The sequence below is a fragment of the Allobosea sp. LjRoot90 genome (genome assembly GCF_964254315.1).
Taxonomy (GTDB): Bacteria; Pseudomonadota; Alphaproteobacteria; order Rhizobiales; family Beijerinckiaceae; genus Allobosea.
In genome coordinates this window covers 768,700-791,000 of sequence record NZ_CAXUTF020000002.1, presented here as the reverse complement: position 1 = coordinate 791,000, position 22,301 = coordinate 768,700, and the positions used below count along the sequence as shown (strand labels likewise).

The window sequence follows — 22,301 nt, the reverse complement described above, 5'->3', positions numbered from 1 at the left end:
TCTGTCAATGATCATCGAATGGAGGTGATCGATGAGCGATGCCGCTTCATCCCTGCTGGGTGGCGACGACCCATTCGCCGGCGGCGACGTCGTGCCGATGCGGCTGGGCGATGCCGTGATCCAGCGCATCACCCAGGCCATCCAGGACGGCAGGCTGAAGCCCGGCGACGCCTTGCCCTCGGAAGCGCGGATTGCCGCCTCTTTCGGCGTCAGCAAGCCGATTGCCCGCGAGGCGATCCGTCAGCTCGCGGCGATGGGCGTCGTGCACATCCAGCAAGGCAAGCCAACAAAGGTTCAGGCGCTCGACGCCGCCCCGCTCGATCGCTTCTATCGCTTCGCCGTACGCGGCCGCCCGAGTGGCTTGACCGAGGCAGTCGAGCTGCGCCGCATCCTCGAGCCGCCGATCGCGGCCCATAGCGCCGCGCGTCGCTCCGCCGAGGAGGTCGAGAAACTCGAGCTGATCCTCGCCCGCATGGAGGACGCACTCGGCCATGTGCCGCGCTGGATCGAGGCCGATCTCGATTTCCACGAGGCCATCGCGGCTTCCTCGGGCAATCGTCTGCTCGATTTCCAGATCAGGGGTCTGCGGCCGGTGATCCGCGAGGTGATGGAGATCTTCAATTCGCGCGAGAAGCGCACCAAGGACGACTGGCGGCGCACCTTCGAGCGGCATGTGCGCGTCGTCGAGGCGATCCGCGCCGGTGATCCGGCTGCGGCTTTCGCCGCCATGAACAAGCATTTCGAAGCGGCAGAAGCCGCCATCGCGGAACTCGCGAACCATCGGGAGGACAGGCATGAGCACGGAGACAGGACTGAACCGTAGGCAGTTCGGCTTAGGGGTTCTCGGGCTGAGCTTTGCGACGCTGGGCGCCGGCGCTGCCCGTGCGCAGCAAAGCGGGCCGTTCAACGTCTTCACCCATCGCGTCATGCAGACGGTCGCGACCGGCGCGCAGGGCGGCGATATCACCAGGGACTGGGCCGCGAAGAACGGCGTCAGCGTCCAGTGGACGACCTTCGACACCGGCCCGCTGCAGGAGCGGCTCTTTCGCGAGGCCAGCCTCGGCGAGACCTCGGTCGATGTCGGCTTCGTCCTCAATACCCAGGTCGTGCCGCGCGCCGCGAACCTGTTCGAACCGCTCGACGACTATCTCAAGCGCGATCCGGTCGAGGATCTCGCCGACATCTTCCCGGGATTGATGAAGGGCATGAATGTCGGCGGCAAGCAGCTTGCCGTGCCGTTCCGCCACGCCTCCTCCGGGCTGCACTACAATGAGGAGATCCTGGCGGAGAAGGGCTTCTCCAAGCCGCCGGCGACGATCGAGGAGATGATCGAGATCGCCAAGGCCTGCAGCTATCGCCGCTCCGATGGCACGCAGGTCGTCGGCCTGTGCATGCCGGGCGTGACCTATCCCAACGTGATCGACCTCGCTCGCGCCTGGGATGGCGAGTTCATCACGCCCGACTTCAAATGCGCCGCCGACCAGCCGCCGATGCTGACCGCGATCAGGACCTTGCGCGAGCTCTTCCAGGCCAATGCCTTCCCGCGCAATTTCGCGACGCTTTCGCCCGAGGACGTCAATGTCTGGATGCAGCAGGGCCGGGCGGCGATGAGCCTGCAGAGCATGGGCCGCAATCGCATCTACAACGATCCGCAGAAGTCGAAATTCTCAGGCAAGATCAAGACGATCGCCGTGCCGGCCTCGAAGACGCTGACGGGCAAATACGATGCCGCCCCGGCCAAGGTCGAGTTCTGGGGCATAGTCATCCCGAAGAACGCCAAGCGCAAGGACCTCGCCTGGAGCTTCATCAAGGCGATGGCCTCGAAGGAGGCGACGCTCAAGGCGGCGCTCAACGGCAACGGGCCGGTGCGCGCCTCGACCTATGCCGACCAGAGCTTCGCCGGAACCGTGCCCTACGCGGCCGAGGAGCTGAAGGTGCTGAAGGTGGCGCGCGTGCCACTGCCGGCCTTCGACGAGGCGGCCCGCGCCGGCGATCTCTTCAAGGAGGAGGCGGAGGCGGCCGTGCTCGGCATGAAGACGCCGGAGGAGGCGATGGCCTCGCTGGTCAAGCGTGTGCAGCCGCTGCTGCCGGCCTGAGGCCCGCGCGACAAGGCGCAACGACAGCGCCCGACAAGCTTGTGGAGGAAGTCCATGTCACAGTCGATCTCGCGCCGCCGGTTCGGCGCTCTCGCCGGCGCGGTAGCCGCAACATCCATGTTGTCCAGCCGGGTCTTCGCGCAGGCGAAGACGCTGACCGTGCTCGGCCACCGTGTCCACCAGACCGCCGCAACGACCGGGTCGGGTGGCGATGCGACCGAAGCCTTCCGCAAGGCGAGCGGGGCGAACCTCAACTGGGTCACCTTCGGCGACGTCAACGCCGTGCATGAGCGGTTGCTGCGCGAGGCATCGCTGGCCGAGACTTCGATCGACGTCGCCTATCTCGTCAACGGCCGCGCCGTGCCGCGCAATCTCAAGCTGTTCGAGCCGCTCGATGCGCTGCTGAAGGAGGCGCCGATCGAGGCCTTCGACGATTTCGCGCCCGGCCTGATTGCGCCGCTCAAGGTCGACGGCGCGCTGCACGGCATCCCCGTCCGCCATGCCACCAATGCGCTGATCTACAACGAGGCGCTGCTGGAGGAGCGCGGCGTCAGCAAGCTGCCTGCGACCTTCGAGGAGCTGGTCGAGGTCGCGCGCAAGCTCACCTTCAAGCGCGAGGACGGCACGCAGGTCCACGGCCTTGCCTTCACCGCGGTCTTCGCCTCGAACTTCCTGACGGTCTCGCGCTGCCTCGGTGGTGACTATATGACGGCCAACGGCAAGCTGACCGCCAATGAACCGGCCATGGTCAAGGCGCTGACGATCCTCGCCGATCTCTACAAGACCGGCGTGCTGCCGCGGAACTTCGCCACGGTGAACAATGAGGAGATCACCACCTGGATGCAGCAGGGCAGGGCGGCGATGACGATCAATCCCTTCGCCCGGCTGGTCTCCTACAATGATCCCGCCAAGGGCAAATATGGCGGGCGCTTCAAGTCACTGCTGCCGCCGATGGCGGCCGATCTCGCCGGCAAGATGGCGTTCGCGCCGACGGTCGAGTTCTGGTCGCTGATGATCCCGAAGAACGCCAAGCAAAAGCCACTCGCCTGGGAGTTCATCCGCGCGCTGTCCTCGAAGGCCGGCACGACGACGATGGCGCTGAACGGCAACGGGCCGACCCGCATCTCGACCTATGCCGATGACAAGCTGAAGGTGGCGATGCCCTATGCGGCCGATGAGGCGGCAGCGCTGAAGGCCTCGCGCATCCATCTGCCCGCCTTCGACGAGCAGGCGCGCGCCCACGACATCTTTGTCGAGGAAACGCAGGCGGCCGTGCTCGGCCGCAAGCCGCCGCAGCAGGCGATGGACGATGCGGTCGCCCGCGTGAAGCCGCTGCTCGGCTGATGGCAGGCGTTCTGGCTGGGCGGACCGCGCTCGTCACCGGCGCGGCACGCGGGATCGGGCTCGCGATCGCGACAAGGCTGGCGGAAGCCGGCGCGCACGCGGTCATTCATGATCGGGACGCCGCGGCCGCGACCACGGCGGCTCTGGATCTGCGAACATCGAACCTCGCGGCTTCGACCTTGATCGCCGATCTCGCGGAGGCCGCGGCCCCTTCCGCCATGGCGGCGGAGCTGGCGGCGAACGGGACCGAACCCGACATCCTCGTGCTTTGCGCGTCGGTCGAAACCCTCGAGGCCTGGGATGCGGTCTCCGAAGCCGCGATGGCGGCTCAGACGCAGATCAACCTCCACGCCACGGTGCGGCTGCTGCAGGCCTTCCTGCCGGGCATGCTGGCGCGCGGCTTCGGCAGGGTCATCGCGATCGGCAGCGTGCAGGAGGCGCGCCCCAATCCGACGCATTTCTATTACGCCGCGACCAAGGCCGCGCAGACCAACATGATCCTCAACCTGGCGCGAACCCTGCGCGCCCCGGACGTCACCTGCAACATCATCCAGCCCGGCGCGATTCTGACCGATCGCAACCGCGCGGTTCTGGCTCAGCCCGGACGGGAGGAACAGGTGCTCGCACGCATTCCGCTTGGCAGGCTCGGTCGCGCCGATGATTGTGCCGGCCTGGCGCTGCTGTTGTGCTCGCCCGAGGGCGCCTACATCAACGGTGCCGAGATCGCGGTCGATGGCGGCATGCGGCTCTGAGCTGCGTTCAAGCCGAGGGAGGCTCACTGCGCCCTGATGCGGAAAGCTTCGGTAGGGAGAGCGTGACGCGCAGGCCACCTTCGGCCCGGTTCTCCAGCGCGATCGAGCCGTCATGCGAACGCGCGATGGCCAGCGCGATCGTCAGGCCGAGGCCCGAGCCACCGGTCTGGCGGCCACGCGATTCCTCGAGTCGCACGAACGGCTGGAACACCCGCTCCCTATCGGCTGGCGCGATGCCCGGTCCCTCGTCCTCGACGAGGACGGAGTAACTGTCCCCGGCATCGGCGATGGTGACCCTGGCCGCGTTTCCATATTTCACGGCGTTGCCGATGATGTTGGAGGCGGCGCGCTTCAGGGAGAGAACCCCGCCTCGGACGGGAGCCGAGCTCAGCCCGACCAGGGAGACGCGGTGGCCCTGGTCGACATGCTCGTCGACGATCGTCTCGATCACCGAGGCGAGATCGACCGGGCGCATCGGTTCGCTCGAGGTCCCGCCGCGCAGATAGTCGAGGGTCGAGTCGATCATCGCCTCCATCTCGCTGAGATCGGCGTCGATCAGGGTGCGGGTCGCGTCATCGTCGAGGAATTCGGAGCGGAGCCGCAGGCGCGTGATGGGGGTGCGCAGATCATGAGAGACTGCGGCCATGGCCTGCGTCCGCTCGGCGACGAGGTGCCGGATGCGTTCTCGCATCGTGTTGAAGGCCCGCGCGGCGCGGCGCACCTCGACCGGGCCGTTCTCGGGAAGCGGCTGCGGTGTCTGGTCGAGGCTGAAGCGCTCGGCCGCCATAGCGAGATCGCGCAAAGGCCGCGTCGCCCAGCGCAGCAGCAGCAGCGCCACGACGACGATGGCGACGGCAAAGCAGATCATGATCGCGGTCAGGCCCCAATCGAGATGCTGCGAGGCGCCGAGCGCTGAGGAGGAGAAATTGACCCAGGAGCCATCGTCGAGCCGGACCGAGACCAGCATCATGTGCCGGTAGGCGTTGGCTTCGCCGGCACCGAGCGCGCCATCATCGGCGAAGCCGACCCGGAAAGATTCTGCCGCCAGCTCCGGAGCGAGTTCCTTGAGCCGCGTTTCCATCGCCCGGGTCCGCTCGGTCAGGGGAGCGTTGCCGAGCACCAGGCTGATCTTACTCCAGTGCACTTCGAGGCTGGCGCTCGACAGATCATGCGCGACGCGGTCGCGTTCCGGCGCCTGCGGCAGGCTCGCGATCGCCCGCTTGATCGAGACGATGCGTTCGGCGAGACCCCGGTCCTGGCCTGCCGTCGCGAGGTTCTCGACGCCGACGCGATAAGCCCAATAGCCGAGCAGGTGGAAGGCGAGCAGCGCCGCGACCAGGATCAGGATGGCGCGGCTGGCGACCGTATCGGGCCAGAGCCGTTTGGCTGAGGACATCAAGCGGGCTGTCCTTGCTGGTGCCCGACCTGCGAGGCGAACAGGTAGCCGGCGCCGCGGATCGTCTTGATCAATTGGCCGCCGCGAGCGTCGGCTTCGAGCTTGCGGCGCAGGCGGCTGATCTGGACATCGATCGTGCGGTCGAACGGATCGTCGCTCATCCGCGCCTTGGCGAACTGCATCAGCGCCTCCCGCGACAGGACGCGATTGGCATGCTCGACGAAGGCGACGAGCAGGTCGAACTCCCCGGTCGACAGATCGATCAGCGTCCCGGACGGCGATTGCAGCTCGCGCCGTCGCAAATCCATGCGCCAGCCGTCAAAGGTCACGATCGCGCTCGTCTGCGTGACGGCCGCGCCGCGCCCCGCTCGAGCTCGGCGCAGCACTGCTCGGATCCGGGCCAGCAATTCGCGCGGGCTGAACGGCTTGGTGACGTAGTCGTCCGCCCCGCCCTCGAGACCGCTGATGCGCTCGCTCTCCTCGGTCCGGGCAGTCAACATCACGATCGGCACCTGCGAGGTCGCACGCACGTCTCGGCAGAGCTCGACGCCGGAGCGTCCGGGCAGCATCAGGTCGAGGACGATCAGGTCGATGGCACTGTGAGCCAGCGTTTCCATCATCGCGCGCCCGTCTGGTGCGCCGGTGACCTGGTAGCCATGCCGCTGCAGGAAGCGCGCGACGAGCAGCCTGATCTGCGGATCGTCGTCGACCACCAGGATATGGCCATGGTCGTCCGTGGCCGTCGCGGCGGGAGCCGGGTCCATCTCTGGCTGTGGTTCGGTCGGAATGTCCGTGCTCCCGCGAGCGGGCTCCTGCGATCTGGTCAGCAGAACATAGCGCGCTCGCGGCCCGGCTGCCCGCGCCGCTTTGAAACAATTTGTAACGGACGCCCGCGAAAGCCCGCTGCTACCCCTGTCGCATCGAAACAAGGGGCGCCGAATCGTGACGTTGGTGAAGATGCCGTTGCTGGCGGCGGTCGGTTTGGCGCTGGGCGCCTGCTCCGCCACGGTCCCAGACCATCTGGCGCGGCCAGCCGATCCGAACGCCCGCGTTCCCGCCATCACCTATCGCAGCGTGACGGCTGGTGCCGCCAGCTTCCGCCCGGCCGAGCCCAAGGACTGGCGCGAGCTCAACCGCCAGGTCGGACCGAAATCATGATGCCGTCTTTTCGCCTGACTGCTCCAACCGCTTCGAATGCCCGCCGCCTGCTGCGTTGGGGCCTGCTCGCCGGGACGGCGGTCCTGCTCGGCGGCTGCGCCGGGTTTTCGCCCGATGGCGGGATGGCGCCGATCCAGACCGCGACTTACGCCGAGATCGGCAAGGATGTGGTCAAGATCGGCGACGACAAGATCGCACTGACCGCGAAGACGCGGGTCGACCAGCTGCTGCGCAAGCCGCTGACGGCCGATGCCGCGGTGCAGGTCGCGCTGCTTAACAATCGCGGCCTGCAGGCCGCCTTCAACGAGCTCGGCATCGCCGAAGCGCAGATGGTCGCGGCCAGCCTGCCGCCCAATCCGCGCTTCGGCATCTCCAAGCTCTCCGGCCGCTTCGAGGTCGAGATCGAGCGCCAGATCGTCGGCAGCCTGCTCGCGCTGATCACCTTGCCGGCCAGGGCCGAGATCGCCGGCGACCGCTTCGCGACCGCGCAATTGCGCGCGGTCGAGGCGGTGCTGAGGCTCGCTGCCGACGCGCGGCGTCAGTACTACCGCGCGGTCGCCGCCAACGCCCAGGTCGCCTTCTACCAGGAGGCCAAGGGCTCCGCCGACGCAGCCTCCGAGCTGTTCAAGCGGCTCGGCGAGTCCGGCGGCGTCAACAAGATCGACCAGGCGCGCGAGTTCGCCTTCGAGGCCGAGCTGACGGTGCAGCTCGCCCAGGCGCGCCAGCAGCAGCTCCAGGAGCGCGAGCGGCTCATTCGCCAGCTTGGGCTCTGGGGCGAAGATCTGAAATTCCGGGTCGGCACCTTGCCGCCGCTGCCGCGGCTGCAATCGGTCAAGGCGATCGAGGCCGAGGCGCTGCGCAAGCGCGTCGATATCCAGATCGCCCGCGCTGAGCTCGATACGCTGGCGAAGTCGCTCGGCCTCGCCAATGCGACGCGCTTCGTCAACGATATCGATCTGCTCGGGCGCCGCACCTATGACCGCGGCCGCAGCATCGGCGCAGATGGCCATGTCGAGCGCGAATCCAGCCGCAGCAAGACGCTGGAGCTGGAGATCGACATTCCGATCTACGATTTCGGCCAGTCCAAGGTCGCGCTCGCCGAGCAGACCTATATGCAGGCCGCCAACAAACTGGCGGAGAAGGCGGTCAATGCCCGCTCGGAGGCGCGCGAGGCCTATACCGCCTACCGCGCCAATTACGACATCACCCGGCAGTACCAGAACAACGTCCTGCCACTGCGCAAGATCATCCAGGACCAGTCGCTGCTGCACTACAGCGGCATGCTGAACGACGTCACCGACCTCATCACCGATGCCCGCAACCGCATCCTCTCGAATGTCGCGGCAATCAATGCGCGTCGCGACTTCTGGCTCGCCCATACCGACTTCAAGCACGCGCTGATCGGTGGCGGCAGCGGAGGCGGCGGCTCGGCCACCGTCGCAGCGGCAGGCGGCGGCGATGCCGGCGGCGGCGGACACTGAGCGGGCGGAAGGAGCGAAACAATGACCACGCTATCGCGCAGGGGCTTCATCGGCTCGTCCGGGCTCGTTCTGGCCGGAGCGACCGCCGTCTCCGGGCGCACGGCCTTCGCCGCCGTGCCGGAGGCACCGACCATGACCGAGGCGACGACGCAGGCACCTCTGGTGCCGACGACGGGGCCTGATTACCAGCCGGTTGCCACACTGAACGGCTGGTCGCTGCCCTGGCGCATGAACGGCGACTGGAAGGAGTTCCATCTCGTCGCCGAGCCGGTGGTGCGCGAGTTCGCGCCCGGGATGAAAGGCTATCTCTGGGGTTATAACGGCCAGTCGCCCGGCCCGACCATCGAGGCGGTCGAAGGCGACAAGGTCCGCATCTACGTCACCAACAAGCTGCCCGAGAGCACGGCGGTGCACTGGCACGGCCAGCGCCTGCCCAATGGCATGGACGGCGTCGGCGGCCTGACGCAGCCGCATATCCCGCCCGGCAAGACCTTCGTCTACGAGTTCCAGCTCCGGCGCTCGGGCACCTATATGTACCACCCGCATTCGGACGAGATGGTCCAGATGGCGATGGGCATGATGGGCTTCTTCGTCGTCCATCCGAAGGACCCGGCCTTCCGCCGCGTCGACCGCGACTTCGTCTTCCTGCTCAACGCCTTCGACATCGAGCCGGGCTCCTATGTGCCGCGCGTCGCCGAGATGACCGAGTTCAACATGTGGTGCTGGAACAGCCGCGTGTTCCCGGGCATCGACCCGCTGGTCGTGGCTAAGAACGACAAGGTCAGGATCCGCTTCGGCAACCTGACCATGACCAATCACCCGATCCACATGCATGGCTATGAGTTCAAGGTCTCGTGCACCGATGGCGGCTGGGTCGATCCGGCGGCCGCCTGGGACGAGGTCTCAATCGACTGCGCCGTCGGCCAGATGCGCGCCTTCGACTTCGTCGCCGACGAGCCCGGCGACTGGGCGATCCACTGCCACAAATCGCATCACACGATGAATGCGATGGGGCATTCGGTGAAGAACTATATCGGCGTGAACAAGAAGGACCTGGCCAAGCGCATCGCCAAGATTGCGCCGGGCTACATGCCGATGGGTTCGAACGGCATGGGCGAGATGGGCTCGATGGAGATGCCGCTGCCCGACAACACCCTGCCGATGATGACCGGCTTTGCCCAGTTCGGCCCAGTCGAGATGGGCGGCATGTTCTCGGTGGTGAAGGTCCGGGAAGGGCTGGCGAAGAACGACTACAAGGATCCCGGCTGGTTCAAGCACCCGGAAGGCACCGTCGCCTTCGAATACAAGGGCCAGAAGCTCGCCGAGGCGCCGAGGGAGGCGTCACCAAACAGCGGTGTCGAGGCGAGCGAGTGGCGGGTCAAGGACCCGCGCAAGCCGAGCCTCGGGCCGGATGGCAAGCCGCTGCCTGCGGCCAAGAAGCCGCATTCCAACCACTGACATGCCGATCCTCGATCAGGAGAACCTCATGACGACAGCAGCATTCAAGCTCGCCGCGATGGCGATCCTGTTTTCCGCGGGCACCGCCTTGGCGGGCCCCGGTGGAGCCGGTCACGGCCATGGCGACGAGACCGCCTATGGCAAGCCCGGCGATCCCAAGAAGCCGGCTCGGGTCGTGCAGGTCGCGATGGCCGAGCGCGACGGCAAGATGTCCTTCATCCCCGACCGGATCGAGGTGCGCCGCGGCGAGCAGGTCCGCTTCCAGCTGCGCAACAATGGCGAGCTCGACCACGAGCTCGTCCTGGCGACGCTCGAGGAGAACCTCAAGCACGCGGTCGAGATGCAGAAGAACCCCGACATGGAGCATGACGATCCGAACGCCAAGCGCCTCGCGCCGAAGAAGACCGGCGAGATTGTCTGGGCCTTCACCAAGGTGGGCGAGTTCGACTTCTCCTGCCTGATCCCCGGTCACCGCGAAGCGGGCATGACCGGCAAGATCATCGTCAAGTAAGCCTCACGAAAGGAGCATTCCATGCTCAGGACGGCAGCCACAATTGCACTTCTTCTCCTCGCCCTGCCGGTCGCGGCGCAGTCCATTAGCGGCACGGTCACAAAGATCGACGAGCCCCAGGGCAAGCTCACCATCAATCACGGCCCGATCAAGAACCTCGACATGGACGCGATGACCATGGTGTTCCGCGCCGCCGATCCGGCCATGCTCAAGGGGCTGAAAGCTGGAGCCAAGGTCAAGTTCGACGCCGATCGCGTCAACGGCCAGATCACCGTCACCAAGCTTCAGAAGGCGAAGTGATCCGCTATCGCGGGGATGGATCGCGCCGGTCCATCCCGCTGTGCCGGGGCAGTGCCCCGGCGCTTGTTCTTCTGGGCGGTCTTTCCGCCGCGCTCGCCTCTGATGGCGACCTGCAGCGCATCCTGCTCGAGCACGCTTGCGTCAAGCCGAGGGTCGAGACCGTGCTGAAGCAGGCTTCCCTTACCGTCTATCGTGTCAACTGCCTCGGCACCGCGCACAAGATCCTTGATGTCGTCTGCGACGGCCATCGTTGCAGCGCAAGCCAGCGCAGAGACGTGACGGATTGAGGCCGCAGCCGGGGCGCTCCGTCCCCGACTGCCGATTTTCAACCAGGAAGTCGAACGCTATCCGCGTGATTTGCCCAGCTCTCGCTTCGACGGTAATGAATTGTCGGGGCGCTGGAATATCAACAGGCATATCTGCGGCATGATGCGATGACGGCAAAGAAGGGCGAGAGCGGGCAGAAGCGTCGTCCGGCGCCGCGCGGCAAAAGCAAGAAAGAGTCGTTGCCGCTGTCCGAGCAGGCCTACATCGCCATCAAGGACCGGATCATCACCCTGTTCTTCGCGCCGGGCCAGTATCTCAACGAAGCGTCGATCTGCGAGCAACTGGACATGGGCCGCACGCCGGTCCACCAGGCGCTGCAGCGGCTGCAGGCCGAAGGCCTCGTCGACGTCGTGCCGCGCAAGGGCGTAATCATCCAGCCTGACTCGATGGGGCAGGTGATCGAGATCCTCGACGCGCGCCTCGTCGTCGAGCCGGCAATCGCGGCGCGCGCCGCCGAGCATGGGCGGCCTGAGGATGTCGAGGCGGCCCGTGCCATCCTCGATCATCACCGTGACGATGCCCATGGCGGCGGCCGGATCGATGCCTTCGTCGAATGCGACCGCGCCTTCCACTCCCGGATCAGCGACATGTCCCAGTCGCGCATCCTCGGTGATTTCGCCAAGGCCCTGCACGAGCGCTCGATCCGCGCCTGGTATCTGCACCTCTGGCAGACGCTCGATACCGACGCATCCGACCGCCAGCACCGCGCCGTCCTCGCCGCGATCGAAGCGCGCGACCCAGCGGCGGCCGCAGCCGCGATGCGCGATCACCTGAGCGGCCTTCGCGAGCGGGTGGTTCTGCTGCAGCAGCACGCGCCAAAGCGCATTCCCTCGCTGCAGAGCCGCTAGGCGCCTTCCAGCGCGTCAGGCGGCGGCGCTCGGACGCCTCGCTCATCCCATTCCCGGCCCGCGGCTTCCTCGCCCCAGACAAAATCTGGGCGCGACGGCGCTTTGCGACTTGCATTAGACATCATGTGAAATATCATGACGGACATCGTAAGCGTGACAGCTTGAAAGAAGGGTCCATCATGCAGCTCCCCGCCGGCGCTCCGAGCCTCGAGGAAATCCTGATCCAGACGAACGACATGCCCTGGCGGGAAAAGTCGTTGAAGGGCGTGCACGAGAAGATGCTGTGGCGGGATGAGGCGACCGGCGCGTCCGTCGCCCTGATCCGCTTCGAGAAGGGCGCCGGCATTCCCAAACCGCACTCCCATGCCTCGAACCAGATGATGTTCTGCCTCTCCGGCCATTTCGAATACACGGCGACCGGCGTCACGCTGAAGCCCGGCAGTTTCTACTGCAATCCCAAGGGCAATGTGCATGGCCCGAGCCTCGCGATCGAGGAGACGGTCGTGGTCGAGATCTATGACGGCCCGCACTACCCGCAGACGCCGTCCTGGTACACCGACGAGCGCGACGCTCATTGATCCCCGGTCGAGCCGAGGTCCGCACCATGAGCAACCCCGCTTTCCAGCCAGCCGCCGCGCTGCGCGACCTGGCTCAGGCGCTGCTCGCAAAGGTCGGCGCTCCTGCTGACCATGCCAGCCTGGTCGCCGAGGCCTTGGTCGCTGCCGACATCGAAGGCCTTGGCTCGCACGGGCTGATGCTGCTGCCGATGTATCTCGAGCGCATCGAGAAGGGCTCGGTCGATGCCGCGGCGAAGGGCGAGATCGTGGTCGATGCCGGTGCGCGCGTCACCATCGACGCCAACAATGGCCTCGGCCAGGTCACGGCCGAACTGGCATCCGAACTCGCGATCGAGCGTGCGGCGGTGCACGGCCTCGCCGCTATCGCCGTGCGCAACGCCTTCCATTTCGGCGCCGCCGGCCGCTTCGCGCGCAAGATCGCCCTCTCCGGCCAGATCGGCATCGTCATGGCCAACACCCGCCCGCTCCTGCCCGCGCCGGGCGGGGCCGAGCGCGTCGTCGGCAACAACCCGCTCGCCATCGCGGTGCCGACTGGCGGCGAGCCGCTCGTGCTCGATCTCGCCATGAGCGCCGGCGCCATGGGCAAGATCAGGCTGGCGGGGAGCCGTGGCGAGCCGATCCCGGAGGACTGGGCCGCAACAGCGGACGGTCTGCCGACGACCGATGCGGCCGAGGCGATCAAGGGCATGCTCCTGCCGGCTGCCGGCGCCAAGGGCTTCGGCCTTGCCGTGATGGTCGACCTGCTCGCGGGCGGCTTGTCGGGCGGCGCCATCGGCGATGCCGTGCGTCCGCTCTATGGCGATCTCTCCGAGCCTTATGCCAGCGCCAACCTCTTCATCGCGATCGACATTGCGGGGTTTCGGCCACTGGACGAGTTCGAGGCCGCAGCCTCCGGTTTCGCGGAGCGCATCCGTGGCTCGAAGCCCGCTCCGGGTGCCTCGCCGATCCGTATGCCCGGCGACCGTGCAGCCAAGGCCCATCGCGATTTCGACGGCAACTGCCGCATCGCGCCGGCGACGTTCTCGGCCTTGCGCGCTGCCGCCGAGCGGCTCGGCGTCCCCGTTCCGTCTTCCCTGTCCTGATCTCAAGGAGTTTTCAAATGGCCAAGCAGAAGATCACCAGCGCCAAGCTGCGCCAGCCGAACGGCCATTTCTCGCAGGCGACTGCGATCGAGGCCCGCGGCCGCCTCGTCTTCCTCTCCGGCATGACCTCGCGCCGCGCCGACGGCACGATAGCCGGCATCGGCGACGTCTCGGAGCAGACCCGGCAGGTCTGCGAGAATCTGAAGGCTGCGGTCGAGGAAGCCGGTGGCACGCTCGACGACATCTGCCGCGTCGACGTCTATGTCCGCAATATGGAGCATTTCGACGCGATCCATAAGGTCCGCCGCGAATACTTCACCGGCATCGCGCCGGCCTCGACCATGGTCGAGATCTGCAAGATGACCTCGCCGGACTACCTGATCGAGATCAACGCCATCGCCGTCATCCAGGACTGACCATCGATGCGTTACGTCAATCTGCGCCATGATGGCGGCGAGCGGCTCGGCCTCGTCGTCGGCGACCAGATCGTCCTGCTCACGCCGGGCGCGGGCGATCTCGTCGCCTTTGTCGGTCTGCCGCACAATGAGCGGCAGTCGCTGATCGTCGCGAGTCTCGACAAGGGCGCGCGCCTGCCACTGGCGGACGCATCGCTGGCCGCGCCGGTGCGCCGCTTCCGGCGCGACGTGCTCTGCACCGGCTGGAACTACTGGGACCATTTCGAGGAGAGCAAGGGCAAGCGTGAAGGGCAGGACGTCGACCGCCCGAAGGCGCCGACCTTCTTCACGAAGTCGCCCGACGTGGTGATCGGTCCGCAGGACGACATCGCCTTCGATGCCCGCATCTCGGCCAAATGGGACTACGAGGCCGAGATCGCGATCATCATCGGCAAGGGCGGCCGCAGCATCCCCCGCGCGCGGGCGCATGAGCACATCTTCGGCTTCTGCCTCGCCAACGACGTCTCGCAGCGCGATCTGCAGCGCCGCCATGGCGGGCAATGGCTGAAGGGCAAGAGCATCGACGGCACCATGCCGCTCGGCCCTCATGTCGTGACGCCGGACGAGATCGACTTGCCCAAGGTCAGGCTGCAATGCCTGCTCAATGGCGAGCTCATGCAGAACGCTGTGGCGGCGCAGATGGCCTTCCCTGTCGATGAACTCATCGCCGAGCTCTCCTTCGGCATGACCTTGCATCCGGGCGATGTGCTGCTGACCGGCACGCCGAGCGGCATCGGCAATGCGCGCGAACCGCCAATCTTCCTGAAGGCGGGCGACGAAGTGGTGGTTCGGGCCGAGGGCCTGGGTGAGCTGCGTAATCGCCTCGTCGAGCGTGATCTCGCCGAAGATAGCGACATCACGCCCTGAAGGACGTTTTCATCAAAGCAAAAGGGCCGGCTCCTCGGAGCCGGCCCTTTTCATGTTAGCCTGTCAGCTTGCCAGGATTGTCGCAGAAGATCGCCCGGCGCCGGCTCTCGCTGAGGCCGGCGAGCTGCTTATGCGGCTCGATCATGCCCATCGGGAACGGCCAGTCGGAGCCGAAGACGATCCGCTCCGGGCCAAATACCGAGGCTGCCAGCTCAAGCAATTCGTCGTCATGCGCGATGCAATCGACGCAGAAGCGGCGCAGCGCCTTTGCCGGCGCTTCGACTTGCTTGTCGACGCCCGGCCGGCCGGTCTCGAAGCCGCGCTGCCAGCGCCCGGCCACGGCGGGCACGGTTCCCCCGGCATGGGCGAGGCAGATGGTGATGCGCGGATGCCGTTCCAGCACGCCGGCGAAGACGAGATGGCCGGCTGCGACCGCCGTTTCGCTCGGATTGCCGAAGAGGTTGTGCAGATAGAACGGGTCGAGCCGCGCGTCGCAGCCCTCGCCGGGATGCAGGAAAACGAAGGCCGAGGCAGCATCCAGCGCCTGCCAGAGCGGGATATGGCTGGCATCGGACAGCATCAGCCCAGGCTCGCCCGTCGGCATGGAGAAGCGGGCGTCGCTGGCCGTGGAGCGCCCGTGCACGATTTGAGCGGCGAGCTCGGGATGGGCGACCGGCAGATGGAAGAGCGGCGCCAGCCGGTCCGGATATGCCGCAGCGATCGCCGCGAGCCCGTCATTGAGCAATTGCGTCCACGCCTCGGCCTCGGCCGCATCGAGGCCCGGGCGGTAGGTTGGCGGCGGAGCCGAGATCCAGGCTCGCTCGACCTGCTGCTTGTCCATCCAGGCGATCAACGTCTCGGGGTGGAAGAGCGCCTTGATGCCGATCGCATGCCCGTCGATGACGAGCTTTTCGGTTGCCGCGTCCCAGCTCACGCCGGGAACGCTCGCCAGCGGCGCGCCGACCGGAATGAGGTGGGCGTGGACATCGAGGGCGATACGCTGGGTCATGCGGGAGCCATCGCGAAGCGCGCGACATGCGCGGAAAAGCGGGTGAGGAAGCCATTGAGGAATTGCCGCGTCGCAGGGTCGGCAATGTCACCATCGGCAGTGAAGAGCCCCTCGCGCATTGCCATGCAGACCTCGGGCTGAGGCAGGACGGGAACGTCGAGATGCGAGAGGATGTTGCGCAGATGCTGCTGGGCCGGGGCCGTCCCGAGCGAACCGCTGGCCAGGCCCGCGATCGCCGTCGGCTTGCCGCGCCAGGAGTTGGCGCCATAGGGGCGCGAGCCCCAGTCGATGGCGTTCTTGAGCGCTGACGGGACCGAGCGGTTGTATTCGGGTGATACGATCAGAACGCCATCGGCCGCCTCGATCGCCTGCTTGAAGCTCCGCACCGTTGGCGGCAGAGCGCGGTCCAGGTCGCGGTTGTAAAGCGGTAGCTCAGCGAGATCGCTTTCCTGGACATCGAAGCGGTCGGAACCGAGTCCGGCGAGCGCTGACGCCAGCCGGCGATTGATCGATTCACGGCTGAGCGAGCCGACGAGCAGCGCGATACGGGGCTTGGTCATGGCGAGTCCGTCATGGCAAGTCCATCAATGCCGGACTTCGCTGAACCACGGCTTCAGCGCGATGTCGACGAAGGCGACCACGGCGTAGAGCACCATGCCGAGCACCGCCAGCGCCAGCAGCGCGGCGAAGGCGAGCGGCGTGTTCACCTGCGAGTTTGCGACGAGCAGGAGATTGCCGAGACCTTCGTTCGAGCTGATGAATTCGCCGATCACCGCGCCGATGACGGCGAGCGTGATCGCGACCTTCGAACCGGTGATGACGAAGGGCAGCGCCGCCGGGAACTTGATCTTCCAGAAGGTCTGCCAGCCGGTGGCGCGGACCGAGGCCGCAAGGTCGAGCATCTCCGACGGCGTGGAGCGCAGGCCCGTTGCAGTGTCGACCACGATCGGGAAGAAGGCGACGAGCCAGGCGATGGCGAGCTTGGATTCGATGCCGGTGCCGAGCCAGACCAGGATCAGTGGCGCCAGCGCCACCTTGGGCAGGGCCTGCGTCGCGATCAGCAGCGGATAGAACATCAGGTTGAGCGTGCGCGACGAGGAGATCGCCACGGCGATCGGAATGCCCAGGAAGAAGGCGAGCAGGAAGCCGTAGACGCTTTCGAGCAGCGTCACGCGCCCCTCGGAGAGCAGCAGCGGCAGGTTGTTGATCGTCGCGTTCCAGACCGCGAGCGGGCGCGGCAGCACCGCCTGCGGCACGTCGAACATGACGATATAGCCCTGCCAGAACAGGAGCAGCAGCAGCAGGCCGAACACCGGATAGGCGACCCGCGTGACGGCTTCGGAGGAGATTTTCATGGCGCTGATCGTCACGCGTGATGAAGGACGCCGAGCCCGGCGCCGGCACGGCGCTCGTACTCGCTGAAAGTCGTCGTGAAGCGCTGGCTCGCTGCCCGCGGATAGGGCAGGTCGATCCTGATCCGGTCGGAGACGCGGCCGGGCCGGGCGCTGAAGACGAGGACCTCGTCGGCGAGATAAACCGCTTCGGAGATCGAGTGCGTCACGAACATCACGGTTGCCCCGGTCAGGCGCCGGATGCCGAGCAGCAATTCGTGCATTTCCATCCGGGTGAGCTCGTCGAGGGCACCGAAAGGCTCATCCATCAGGAGGAGGGAAGGGGAGTGGATCAGTGCCCGGCAGAGCGCGACACGCTGTTTCATGCCGCCGGAGAGCTCGTGCGGGCGGCTCTTCAGGAACTTGCCGAGCCCGACATGCTCAAGGAGCTCGACGGCGCGCGCCTTTGCTGCCGCGTCGAGCCGCCCTTTGATCTCCATCGGGAAGAGCACGTTGGAGAGAACGGTGCGCCAGGGCAGCAGGTTCGGGCTCTGGAAGACGAAGCCGAAATCATCCTGCGGCTCGGTGACCTCGCGACCGCGGATCACGACGCTGCCGCCACTGGGCTTGGTCAGGCCGGCGACGATCCGCAGCAGGGTGGTCTTGCCGCAGCCGCTGGGGCCCAGCAGGGCGACGAGCTCGCCCTTCCTGAGCTCGTAGTCGACATCGGAGAGCGCGATCATCGCGCCCTCCTGCTTGCCGAAGACCTTACGGACGCCGACGAAGCGGCCGTAGATGTCGTCCGCCTCCTTGGGCGTGCTCTGCGATTCTGCGACGGATGGGGTCACGGAAGAACCGGCGTCGCGGGCAGCAAGGTCGCATCGTAGACGTCGCCGGCGGCCAGCTTGGCGCCTGGCAGGGTCTGGAGGATGAGCGAGACGGAGGCGGCCATCGCATCAGGGTCGATCGCGCCCAGCCCCTTCTTCTCGGTGACGTCGGTCTTCACGAGCTCGCTCACGATCTCGATCTCCTCGAGAACGACATCCTTCTCGAGGCCCTTGTTGAGCTTGACGACGATGTCGGCCGCCTCGTCCGGCTTGGCGATCATGTCCTTCCAGCCCTTCAGCGAGGCCGCGATGAAGGCCTTGATCACGTCCGGCTTCGACTTGATCAGATCATCGCGCACGACGATGCCGTTCGAGTAGAGCACGAGCCCGTCATTGGCGAGCAGGTAGGTGCGGGCGTTCGACGAGCCGACCGCCTTGGCGACGCCCGGGCGCGTCATCACGAAGGTCTCGACCGCCGGGATCTTCTTGGCGGCGAGCATGCCGACGCGGGCGGACGGGTCGATATTCGTGAACTTGGCCGGCGTCTTGATGCCCTTCTGCGCCATGAACGCCTCGATCACCTTCTGGGTGAAGCTGCCGGCGCCGCTGCCGATTTCGAGCCCGGCGAGCTGATCGGCGGAGCGGACATTGGCGCCGTCGCGCAGCGAGAAGATGGCGTAGGGCGCCTTCTGGTAGATGACCGAGACCATCTTTGCGGTCGAGCCGCCATTGGCCCGGGCGGCGACGACGCCGGCGACGTCGGAGAAGGCGATCTGCGCGGTTCCAGCCTCGATGGCCTGGATCGCCTGTGCCGTTCCCTGCCCAGAGATGATGCTGACGTCGAGCCCGGCCTGCTTGTAATAGCCCTTGTCCAGGGCGACGAACCAGGCCGCGTGACGCCCAAGTGCGCGGAAATCGAGCGAGAAGGTGATCGGTGTCTGCGCCTGAGCAGGGGCAGCGGCGAAGCCCAGCGCGGTGGCGAACACCCCCGCAAGGCCGGCGATGGCGGTCTTCCTCATCCAGTGCATCGGCATTCCCCTCTTCCAGCGAGCATCAGCCCTTGGTCTGGAAGATGTCCGATCCACTGATATTTCTCAAGAGATATCTTTTGAGAATCACTCGACCGCGATGCCTGCCCTGGCGATGACCTCGCTCCATGTCCTGCGGTCGCGCTCGATGCGCGTTGCAAGCTCCCCCGAGCCCGCGGCAGCTACGGTCACGCCCGCTGCCGCGAGCTTGGCGGAGATCGCCGGCCGCGCCAGAACGCCCGTCACGGCCTGCTCGAGTCGAGCCAGCAATTCAGGCGGCGTCGCCTTGGCTGCGAGCACCGCGAACCAGGCGGAGGTATCGAAGCCGGGGATCGCCGCCTCTGCCACGGTTGGCACCCCCGGCAGCAAGGGCGAGCGGCTGGCCGATGTCACGGCCAAGGCCCGGAGCTGGCCGCCTTTGATGTGCTCGAGCACTGTCGGTAGGTTGTCGAACATCAGGTCGACCTGCCCGCCGACGAGGTCGGTCACCGCCTGGGCGCTGCCCTTATAGGGTACGTGGACGAGGGCGACGGCGGTGGCGAGCCGGAACATCTCGGCGTTCATCTGGCCGTTCGAACCGATCCCCTGCGAAGCATAGGTGAGGCCACCGGGTTTCGTCCTGGCGAGCGCGATCAGTTCGGCGAGGTCGCGGGCCGGGAGCCTAGGATTGACGACGACGACGTTGGGAACCTGCCCGGTGACGCTGACGGGAACGAGGTCGCGCTCCACGTCATAGGAAAGCTTCTTGTAGAGGAGAGGGTTGAGCGTCAGCGCACTCGAAGCCACGGCAAGCAAGGTGTGCCCGTCGGGGGCCGACCTCGCCACGGCCGAGACACCGATCGAGCCATTCGCGCCCGGCCTGTTCTCGATCAGCACCGGCTGTTTCCAGAGCTCGTTCAGCCCCTCGCCGAGCACGCGGGCGATGATGTCGCTGGTGCCGCCCGCCATATAGGGCGAGACGATGGTCACGGGGCGGCTGGAAAGCCCCTGGGCCCGCGCCGTCGCGGACAGCAACGGCGCGAGGAGCGGCAAAGCGAGGAGGCTCCTGCGCTCGATCATGGCGCGGGAGGCGTCGCAGCGGCCGGAGTCTTCAGCTCGACCAGCACGTTGCGATACTGCCAGGTGCTTATGTTCTCCAGCTCATGTGGAACGCCGGGCATGCGCCAGAGGCAGGCGCCCGGCTTCTCGTCTGTCGCGACCTCGCGCCCGTCATCGAAGCGCATGATGTTCTTGCCATCGGTCAGCGGCACGATCAGGTAGGGCAATTCGTGGACATGGCGCGACTGAATCTGGCCGGGGTCGAGCTCGACGAGCCACACCCTGACATGCTCGTTCTCCAGGACGATCCTGTCGCCGATCGCCCCGATGCCATTGGTTTTCACGTGAGATCCTCCACATCTGCTGGTTCGCGCCGAGCACGGCGACATGGGCAAACTATAAAATCTCTTGTGAAATATTTGCAACATATCGACCTGCCGGCATCAGCTGGGAGAGTGCCTACACAGTGTGCGGGGGGCAAATGGATATCCGCCCCATCTGTGTCGCCGCTGCCAGCGCCACCGGTAGAGCGATTATCGCTGCGCCCACCCGTAAGGATGATCGACCGCGCCGAAGTCAGGCTAACGACATCACAGCCAGTCCCGGTCGAAACCAGGACGCTGCAGGTTGTCATAAATGGGGGAGCGATCGTTGATGATCGAAATCCCAAGCCTTAAGCGGCCAGACGTGACGGTGCTGCGCAGCGAAGGCCCGAGCTTGCCAGTCGAGCCCTGTGCCGGCAATCTCGGCTCAGCAAGACGCTCAGCGTGTGTATGCCGGAGCATTATCTCGTCGGGCAGCAGGATATAGGAACTGATCATGGACGATTCGAAGGCCGACGCCCGCAAGATGCACGAGATCGCCCTGCTCGGGCGCAGGGTGGGGCTTCCCAGCCGCCGGTCGTTCCTGGCTGGCTCGGCCGCCGGACTCGGCGCGCTCGGGCTCGGCGGTTGCGCGACATCCGACGGCATGAGCCTCGCCGAGGCGCAGAAGCTCTACGGGCCGGTGCCGGAAGAGAAGTTCCCGATCCCGGCGATCGATGTCACCCACGTCGATCCGAAATATTTCCGCAAGACCGTTCGCTACGAGACCAAGGAAGCGCCCGGCACGATCATCGTCGATCCCGGCAACTACTATGTCTATCGCGTCGAGGACGGCGGAAACGCCACGCGCTATGGCGCCAATGTCGGCCGCGACGGTTTTCGCTGGAACGGCGACGCCTATGTCGGGCGCAAGTCCGAATGGGCGACCTGGACACCGCCCAAGGAGATGATCAAGCGCCAGCCCGAGGCGGCCAAATACGCCCGCGGCATGCCCGGTGGCCTCGACAACCCGCTCGGCGCGCGCACGCTCCATCTCTATCAGAACGGTGCCTACACGCTCTACACGATCTACGCCTCCCTCGACGCGGAATCGATCGGAAACGGCATCACCAGCGGCTGCATCGGCCTGCTCACACAGGACATGATCCACCTCTACGCACAGACCCCGGTCAAGGCGAAGGTGGTCGTCCTGCCGGCCTGAGGCGGCGGCGTCGGTTCCCGGTACAGGCACTGCCGATGCAGGCAGCGCGAAAGACAGCCCCGTTCCTGGAGGCCTAGCGATCGTGCGGGCGGCGATGAAGAGGAAATGCCCGCATGGACAATGAGTTCACCGGCAAGCGCGTGATCGTCATGGGCGGCAGCCGCGGCATCGGGCGCTCCATCGCGCTGGGGTTCGCGGCGGGCGGCGCGTCCGTTTCGATCTGTGCGCGGGGCGCAGGACCGCTCGAAGCGACACGCCGGGACATCGAGGCGCTCGGCGTCACAGCGCACGGGGCCAGCGTCGATCTCGCCGACGCAAAGGCGATCGAGGCTTATGTGCCCGAGGCGGTGACGGCTCTTGGAGGGCTGGACGTCCTCGTCAATAACGCTTCCGGTTTCGGCCATTCGGACGATGAGGAAGGCTGGGCCGCCTCGCTCAACGTCGACATGATGGCTATTGTCCGCGGCAGCCATGCGGCGATCCCCCACATGAGGCCGGGTTCGTCGATCGTGAACATCTCGTCGATCTCGGCCCTGCGGGCCTCCTCGCGTTCGGCGCCCTACGGCGCGATCAAGGCGGCGGTGATGCATTACACCGCGAGCCAGGCGAAGATGCTGTCGCGGAAGGGCATCCGGGTGAACGGCGTCGCGCCCGGTTCGATCGAGTTCCCAGGCGGTTCGTGGGAGGACCGGAAGACCTCGAATCCCGAACTCTATCAAGCGACCTTGGCCAGCATTCCCTTCGGCCGGATGGGCAAGCCCGAGGAGGTCGCCGAGGTCGTGCTCTTCCTCGCCTCCGGCAAGGCGAGCTGGGTCACCGCCCAGACCATCGTGGTCGACGGCGGACAACTCGTGGGACCCTGACCTCGGTTCGTCGAGGCATCTCCACCCA

27 protein-coding genes are annotated in these 22,301 nt (G+C 66.4%); 17 read left to right on the top strand and 10 right to left on the bottom strand.

Features of this window, described 5'->3' with window-relative positions:
* The first annotated feature begins 31 nt into the window (after window positions 1-31).
* The 4 genes from ACSQ3M_RS10565 to ACSQ3M_RS10550 are packed head-to-tail and all read left to right on the top strand — an operon-like array spanning window position 32 to window position 4,192.
* Entirely contained in the window at window positions 32-823 is a 792-nt protein-coding gene (locus tag ACSQ3M_RS10565; RefSeq protein ID WP_436150017.1) for a FadR/GntR family transcriptional regulator, read from the top strand.
* On the top strand, window positions 795-2,096 hold the full coding sequence (locus tag ACSQ3M_RS10560; RefSeq protein WP_436150016.1) for an ABC transporter substrate-binding protein: 1,302 nt from the start codon (window positions 795-797) through the stop codon (window positions 2,094-2,096). Before ACSQ3M_RS10565 ends, ACSQ3M_RS10560 begins: the two co-directional genes overlap by 29 nt.
* 54 nt (window positions 2,097-2,150) lie before the next feature.
* Window positions 2,151-3,440, top strand: a complete 1,290-nt coding sequence (locus tag ACSQ3M_RS10555) for an ABC transporter substrate-binding protein (RefSeq protein ID WP_436150015.1) — start codon at window positions 2,151-2,153, stop codon at window positions 3,438-3,440.
* Entirely contained in the window at window positions 3,440-4,192 is a 753-nt protein-coding gene (locus ACSQ3M_RS10550; RefSeq protein ID WP_436150014.1) for an SDR family NAD(P)-dependent oxidoreductase, read from the top strand. Before ACSQ3M_RS10555 ends, ACSQ3M_RS10550 begins: the two co-directional genes overlap by 1 nt.
* Before the next feature lie 7 nt (window positions 4,193-4,199).
* Here the strand turns inward: ACSQ3M_RS10550 and ACSQ3M_RS10545 are convergent, their stop codons facing one another.
* Complete coding sequence (locus ACSQ3M_RS10545) at window positions 4,200-5,588, bottom strand: ATP-binding protein (protein ID WP_436150013.1); 1,389 nt, start codon at window positions 5,586-5,588, stop codon at window positions 4,200-4,202.
* Window positions 5,588-6,352, bottom strand: coding sequence for a response regulator (locus tag ACSQ3M_RS10540; protein WP_436150012.1), 765 nt, complete (start codon window positions 6,350-6,352; stop codon window positions 5,588-5,590). The genes ACSQ3M_RS10545 and ACSQ3M_RS10540 overlap by 1 nt, the downstream gene beginning before the upstream one ends.
* 178 nt (window positions 6,353-6,530) lie before the next feature.
* Between ACSQ3M_RS10540 and ACSQ3M_RS10535 the strand changes: the two genes are divergently transcribed.
* From ACSQ3M_RS10535 to ACSQ3M_RS10485, 11 genes are all read left to right on the top strand, one after another.
* Window positions 6,531-6,746 carry a hypothetical protein gene (locus ACSQ3M_RS10535; protein ID WP_436150011.1) on the top strand — a complete coding sequence of 72 codons (216 nt, stop codon included), beginning with the start codon at window positions 6,531-6,533 and terminating at the stop codon, window positions 6,744-6,746.
* Window positions 6,743-8,227 (top strand): TolC family protein, encoded by a 1,485-nt coding sequence (locus ACSQ3M_RS10530; RefSeq protein WP_436150010.1) that lies wholly within the window; start codon window positions 6,743-6,745, stop codon window positions 8,225-8,227. The genes ACSQ3M_RS10535 and ACSQ3M_RS10530 overlap by 4 nt, the downstream gene beginning before the upstream one ends.
* Window positions 8,228-8,248: 21 nt before the next feature.
* On the top strand, window positions 8,249-9,685 hold the full coding sequence (locus ACSQ3M_RS10525) for a multicopper oxidase family protein (protein ID WP_436150009.1): 1,437 nt from the start codon (window positions 8,249-8,251) through the stop codon (window positions 9,683-9,685).
* Between the two features lie 28 nt (window positions 9,686-9,713).
* The gene (locus tag ACSQ3M_RS10520) at window positions 9,714-10,196 is read left to right on the top strand and encodes a cupredoxin domain-containing protein (RefSeq protein ID WP_436150008.1); all 483 of its coding nucleotides are present in this window, start codon (window positions 9,714-9,716) and stop codon (window positions 10,194-10,196) included.
* A gap of 21 nt (window positions 10,197-10,217) precedes the next feature.
* Window positions 10,218-10,496, top strand: a complete 279-nt coding sequence (locus tag ACSQ3M_RS10515) for a copper-binding protein (RefSeq protein WP_436150007.1) — start codon at window positions 10,218-10,220, stop codon at window positions 10,494-10,496.
* Window positions 10,493-10,783 carry a hypothetical protein gene (locus ACSQ3M_RS10510; RefSeq protein WP_436150006.1) on the top strand — a complete coding sequence of 97 codons (291 nt, stop codon included), beginning with the start codon at window positions 10,493-10,495 and terminating at the stop codon, window positions 10,781-10,783. Before ACSQ3M_RS10515 ends, ACSQ3M_RS10510 begins: the two co-directional genes overlap by 4 nt.
* Window positions 10,784-10,930: 147 nt before the next feature.
* A complete protein-coding gene (locus tag ACSQ3M_RS10505; protein WP_436150005.1) occupies window positions 10,931-11,671 on the top strand; it encodes a GntR family transcriptional regulator in 741 nt (246 codons plus the stop codon).
* 179 nt (window positions 11,672-11,850) lie between these two features.
* Entirely contained in the window at window positions 11,851-12,249 is a 399-nt protein-coding gene (locus ACSQ3M_RS10500; protein WP_126115457.1) for a cupin domain-containing protein, read from the top strand.
* Window positions 12,250-12,275: 26 nt separating this feature from the next.
* On the top strand, window positions 12,276-13,331 hold the full coding sequence (locus tag ACSQ3M_RS10495) for an Ldh family oxidoreductase (RefSeq protein ID WP_436150004.1): 1,056 nt from the start codon (window positions 12,276-12,278) through the stop codon (window positions 13,329-13,331).
* 17 nt (window positions 13,332-13,348) lie between these two features.
* Entirely contained in the window at window positions 13,349-13,747 is a 399-nt protein-coding gene (locus ACSQ3M_RS10490) for a RidA family protein (protein WP_436150003.1), read from the top strand.
* A 6-nt stretch (window positions 13,748-13,753) separates the two neighbouring features.
* Entirely contained in the window at window positions 13,754-14,653 is a 900-nt protein-coding gene (locus ACSQ3M_RS10485; protein WP_436150002.1) for a fumarylacetoacetate hydrolase family protein, read from the top strand.
* Window positions 14,654-14,708: 55 nt separating this feature from the next.
* On the opposite strand, the gene ACSQ3M_RS10480 is transcribed toward ACSQ3M_RS10485, so the two are convergent.
* The 8 genes from ACSQ3M_RS10480 to ACSQ3M_RS10445 all read right to left on the bottom strand — a co-directional run bounded on the left by ACSQ3M_RS10480 (window position 14,709) and on the right by ACSQ3M_RS10445 (window position 20,707).
* On the bottom strand, window positions 14,709-15,662 hold the full coding sequence (locus ACSQ3M_RS10480) for an amidohydrolase family protein (RefSeq protein ID WP_436150001.1): 954 nt from the start codon (window positions 15,660-15,662) through the stop codon (window positions 14,709-14,711).
* Window positions 15,659-16,222 carry an NADPH-dependent FMN reductase gene (locus ACSQ3M_RS10475; protein WP_436150000.1) on the bottom strand — a complete coding sequence of 188 codons (564 nt, stop codon included), beginning with the start codon at window positions 16,220-16,222 and terminating at the stop codon, window positions 15,659-15,661. The genes ACSQ3M_RS10480 and ACSQ3M_RS10475 overlap by 4 nt, the downstream gene beginning before the upstream one ends.
* A gap of 24 nt (window positions 16,223-16,246) precedes the next feature.
* Window positions 16,247-17,017 carry an ABC transporter permease gene (locus ACSQ3M_RS10470; protein ID WP_436149999.1) on the bottom strand — a complete coding sequence of 257 codons (771 nt, stop codon included), beginning with the start codon at window positions 17,015-17,017 and terminating at the stop codon, window positions 16,247-16,249.
* Between the two features lie 11 nt (window positions 17,018-17,028).
* A complete protein-coding gene (locus ACSQ3M_RS10465; RefSeq protein ID WP_436149998.1) occupies window positions 17,029-17,841 on the bottom strand; it encodes an ABC transporter ATP-binding protein in 813 nt (270 codons plus the stop codon).
* On the bottom strand, window positions 17,838-18,848 hold the full coding sequence (locus tag ACSQ3M_RS10460; protein WP_436149997.1) for an ABC transporter substrate-binding protein: 1,011 nt from the start codon (window positions 18,846-18,848) through the stop codon (window positions 17,838-17,840). The genes ACSQ3M_RS10465 and ACSQ3M_RS10460 overlap by 4 nt, the downstream gene beginning before the upstream one ends.
* A gap of 87 nt (window positions 18,849-18,935) precedes the next feature.
* Window positions 18,936-19,907 carry a Bug family tripartite tricarboxylate transporter substrate binding protein gene (locus tag ACSQ3M_RS10455; RefSeq protein ID WP_436149996.1) on the bottom strand — a complete coding sequence of 324 codons (972 nt, stop codon included), beginning with the start codon at window positions 19,905-19,907 and terminating at the stop codon, window positions 18,936-18,938.
* Entirely contained in the window at window positions 19,904-20,230 is a 327-nt protein-coding gene (locus tag ACSQ3M_RS10450; protein WP_436149995.1) for an AraC family ligand binding domain-containing protein, read from the bottom strand. Before ACSQ3M_RS10450 ends, ACSQ3M_RS10455 begins: the two co-directional genes overlap by 4 nt.
* A gap of 246 nt (window positions 20,231-20,476) precedes the next feature.
* Window positions 20,477-20,707, bottom strand: a complete 231-nt coding sequence (locus ACSQ3M_RS10445; RefSeq protein WP_436149994.1) for a hypothetical protein — start codon at window positions 20,705-20,707, stop codon at window positions 20,477-20,479.
* On the opposite strand from ACSQ3M_RS10445, the gene ACSQ3M_RS10440 reads away from it, so the two are divergent.
* Entirely contained in the window at window positions 20,706-21,410 is a 705-nt protein-coding gene (locus ACSQ3M_RS10440; RefSeq protein ID WP_436149993.1) for a L,D-transpeptidase, read from the top strand. The two genes, ACSQ3M_RS10445 and ACSQ3M_RS10440, sit on opposite strands and share 2 nt — an antisense overlap.
* Window positions 21,411-21,523: 113 nt before the next feature.
* Window positions 21,524-22,273 (top strand): SDR family NAD(P)-dependent oxidoreductase, encoded by a 750-nt coding sequence (locus tag ACSQ3M_RS10435; protein WP_436149992.1) that lies wholly within the window; start codon window positions 21,524-21,526, stop codon window positions 22,271-22,273.
* Window positions 22,274-22,301 lie beyond the last annotated feature (28 nt).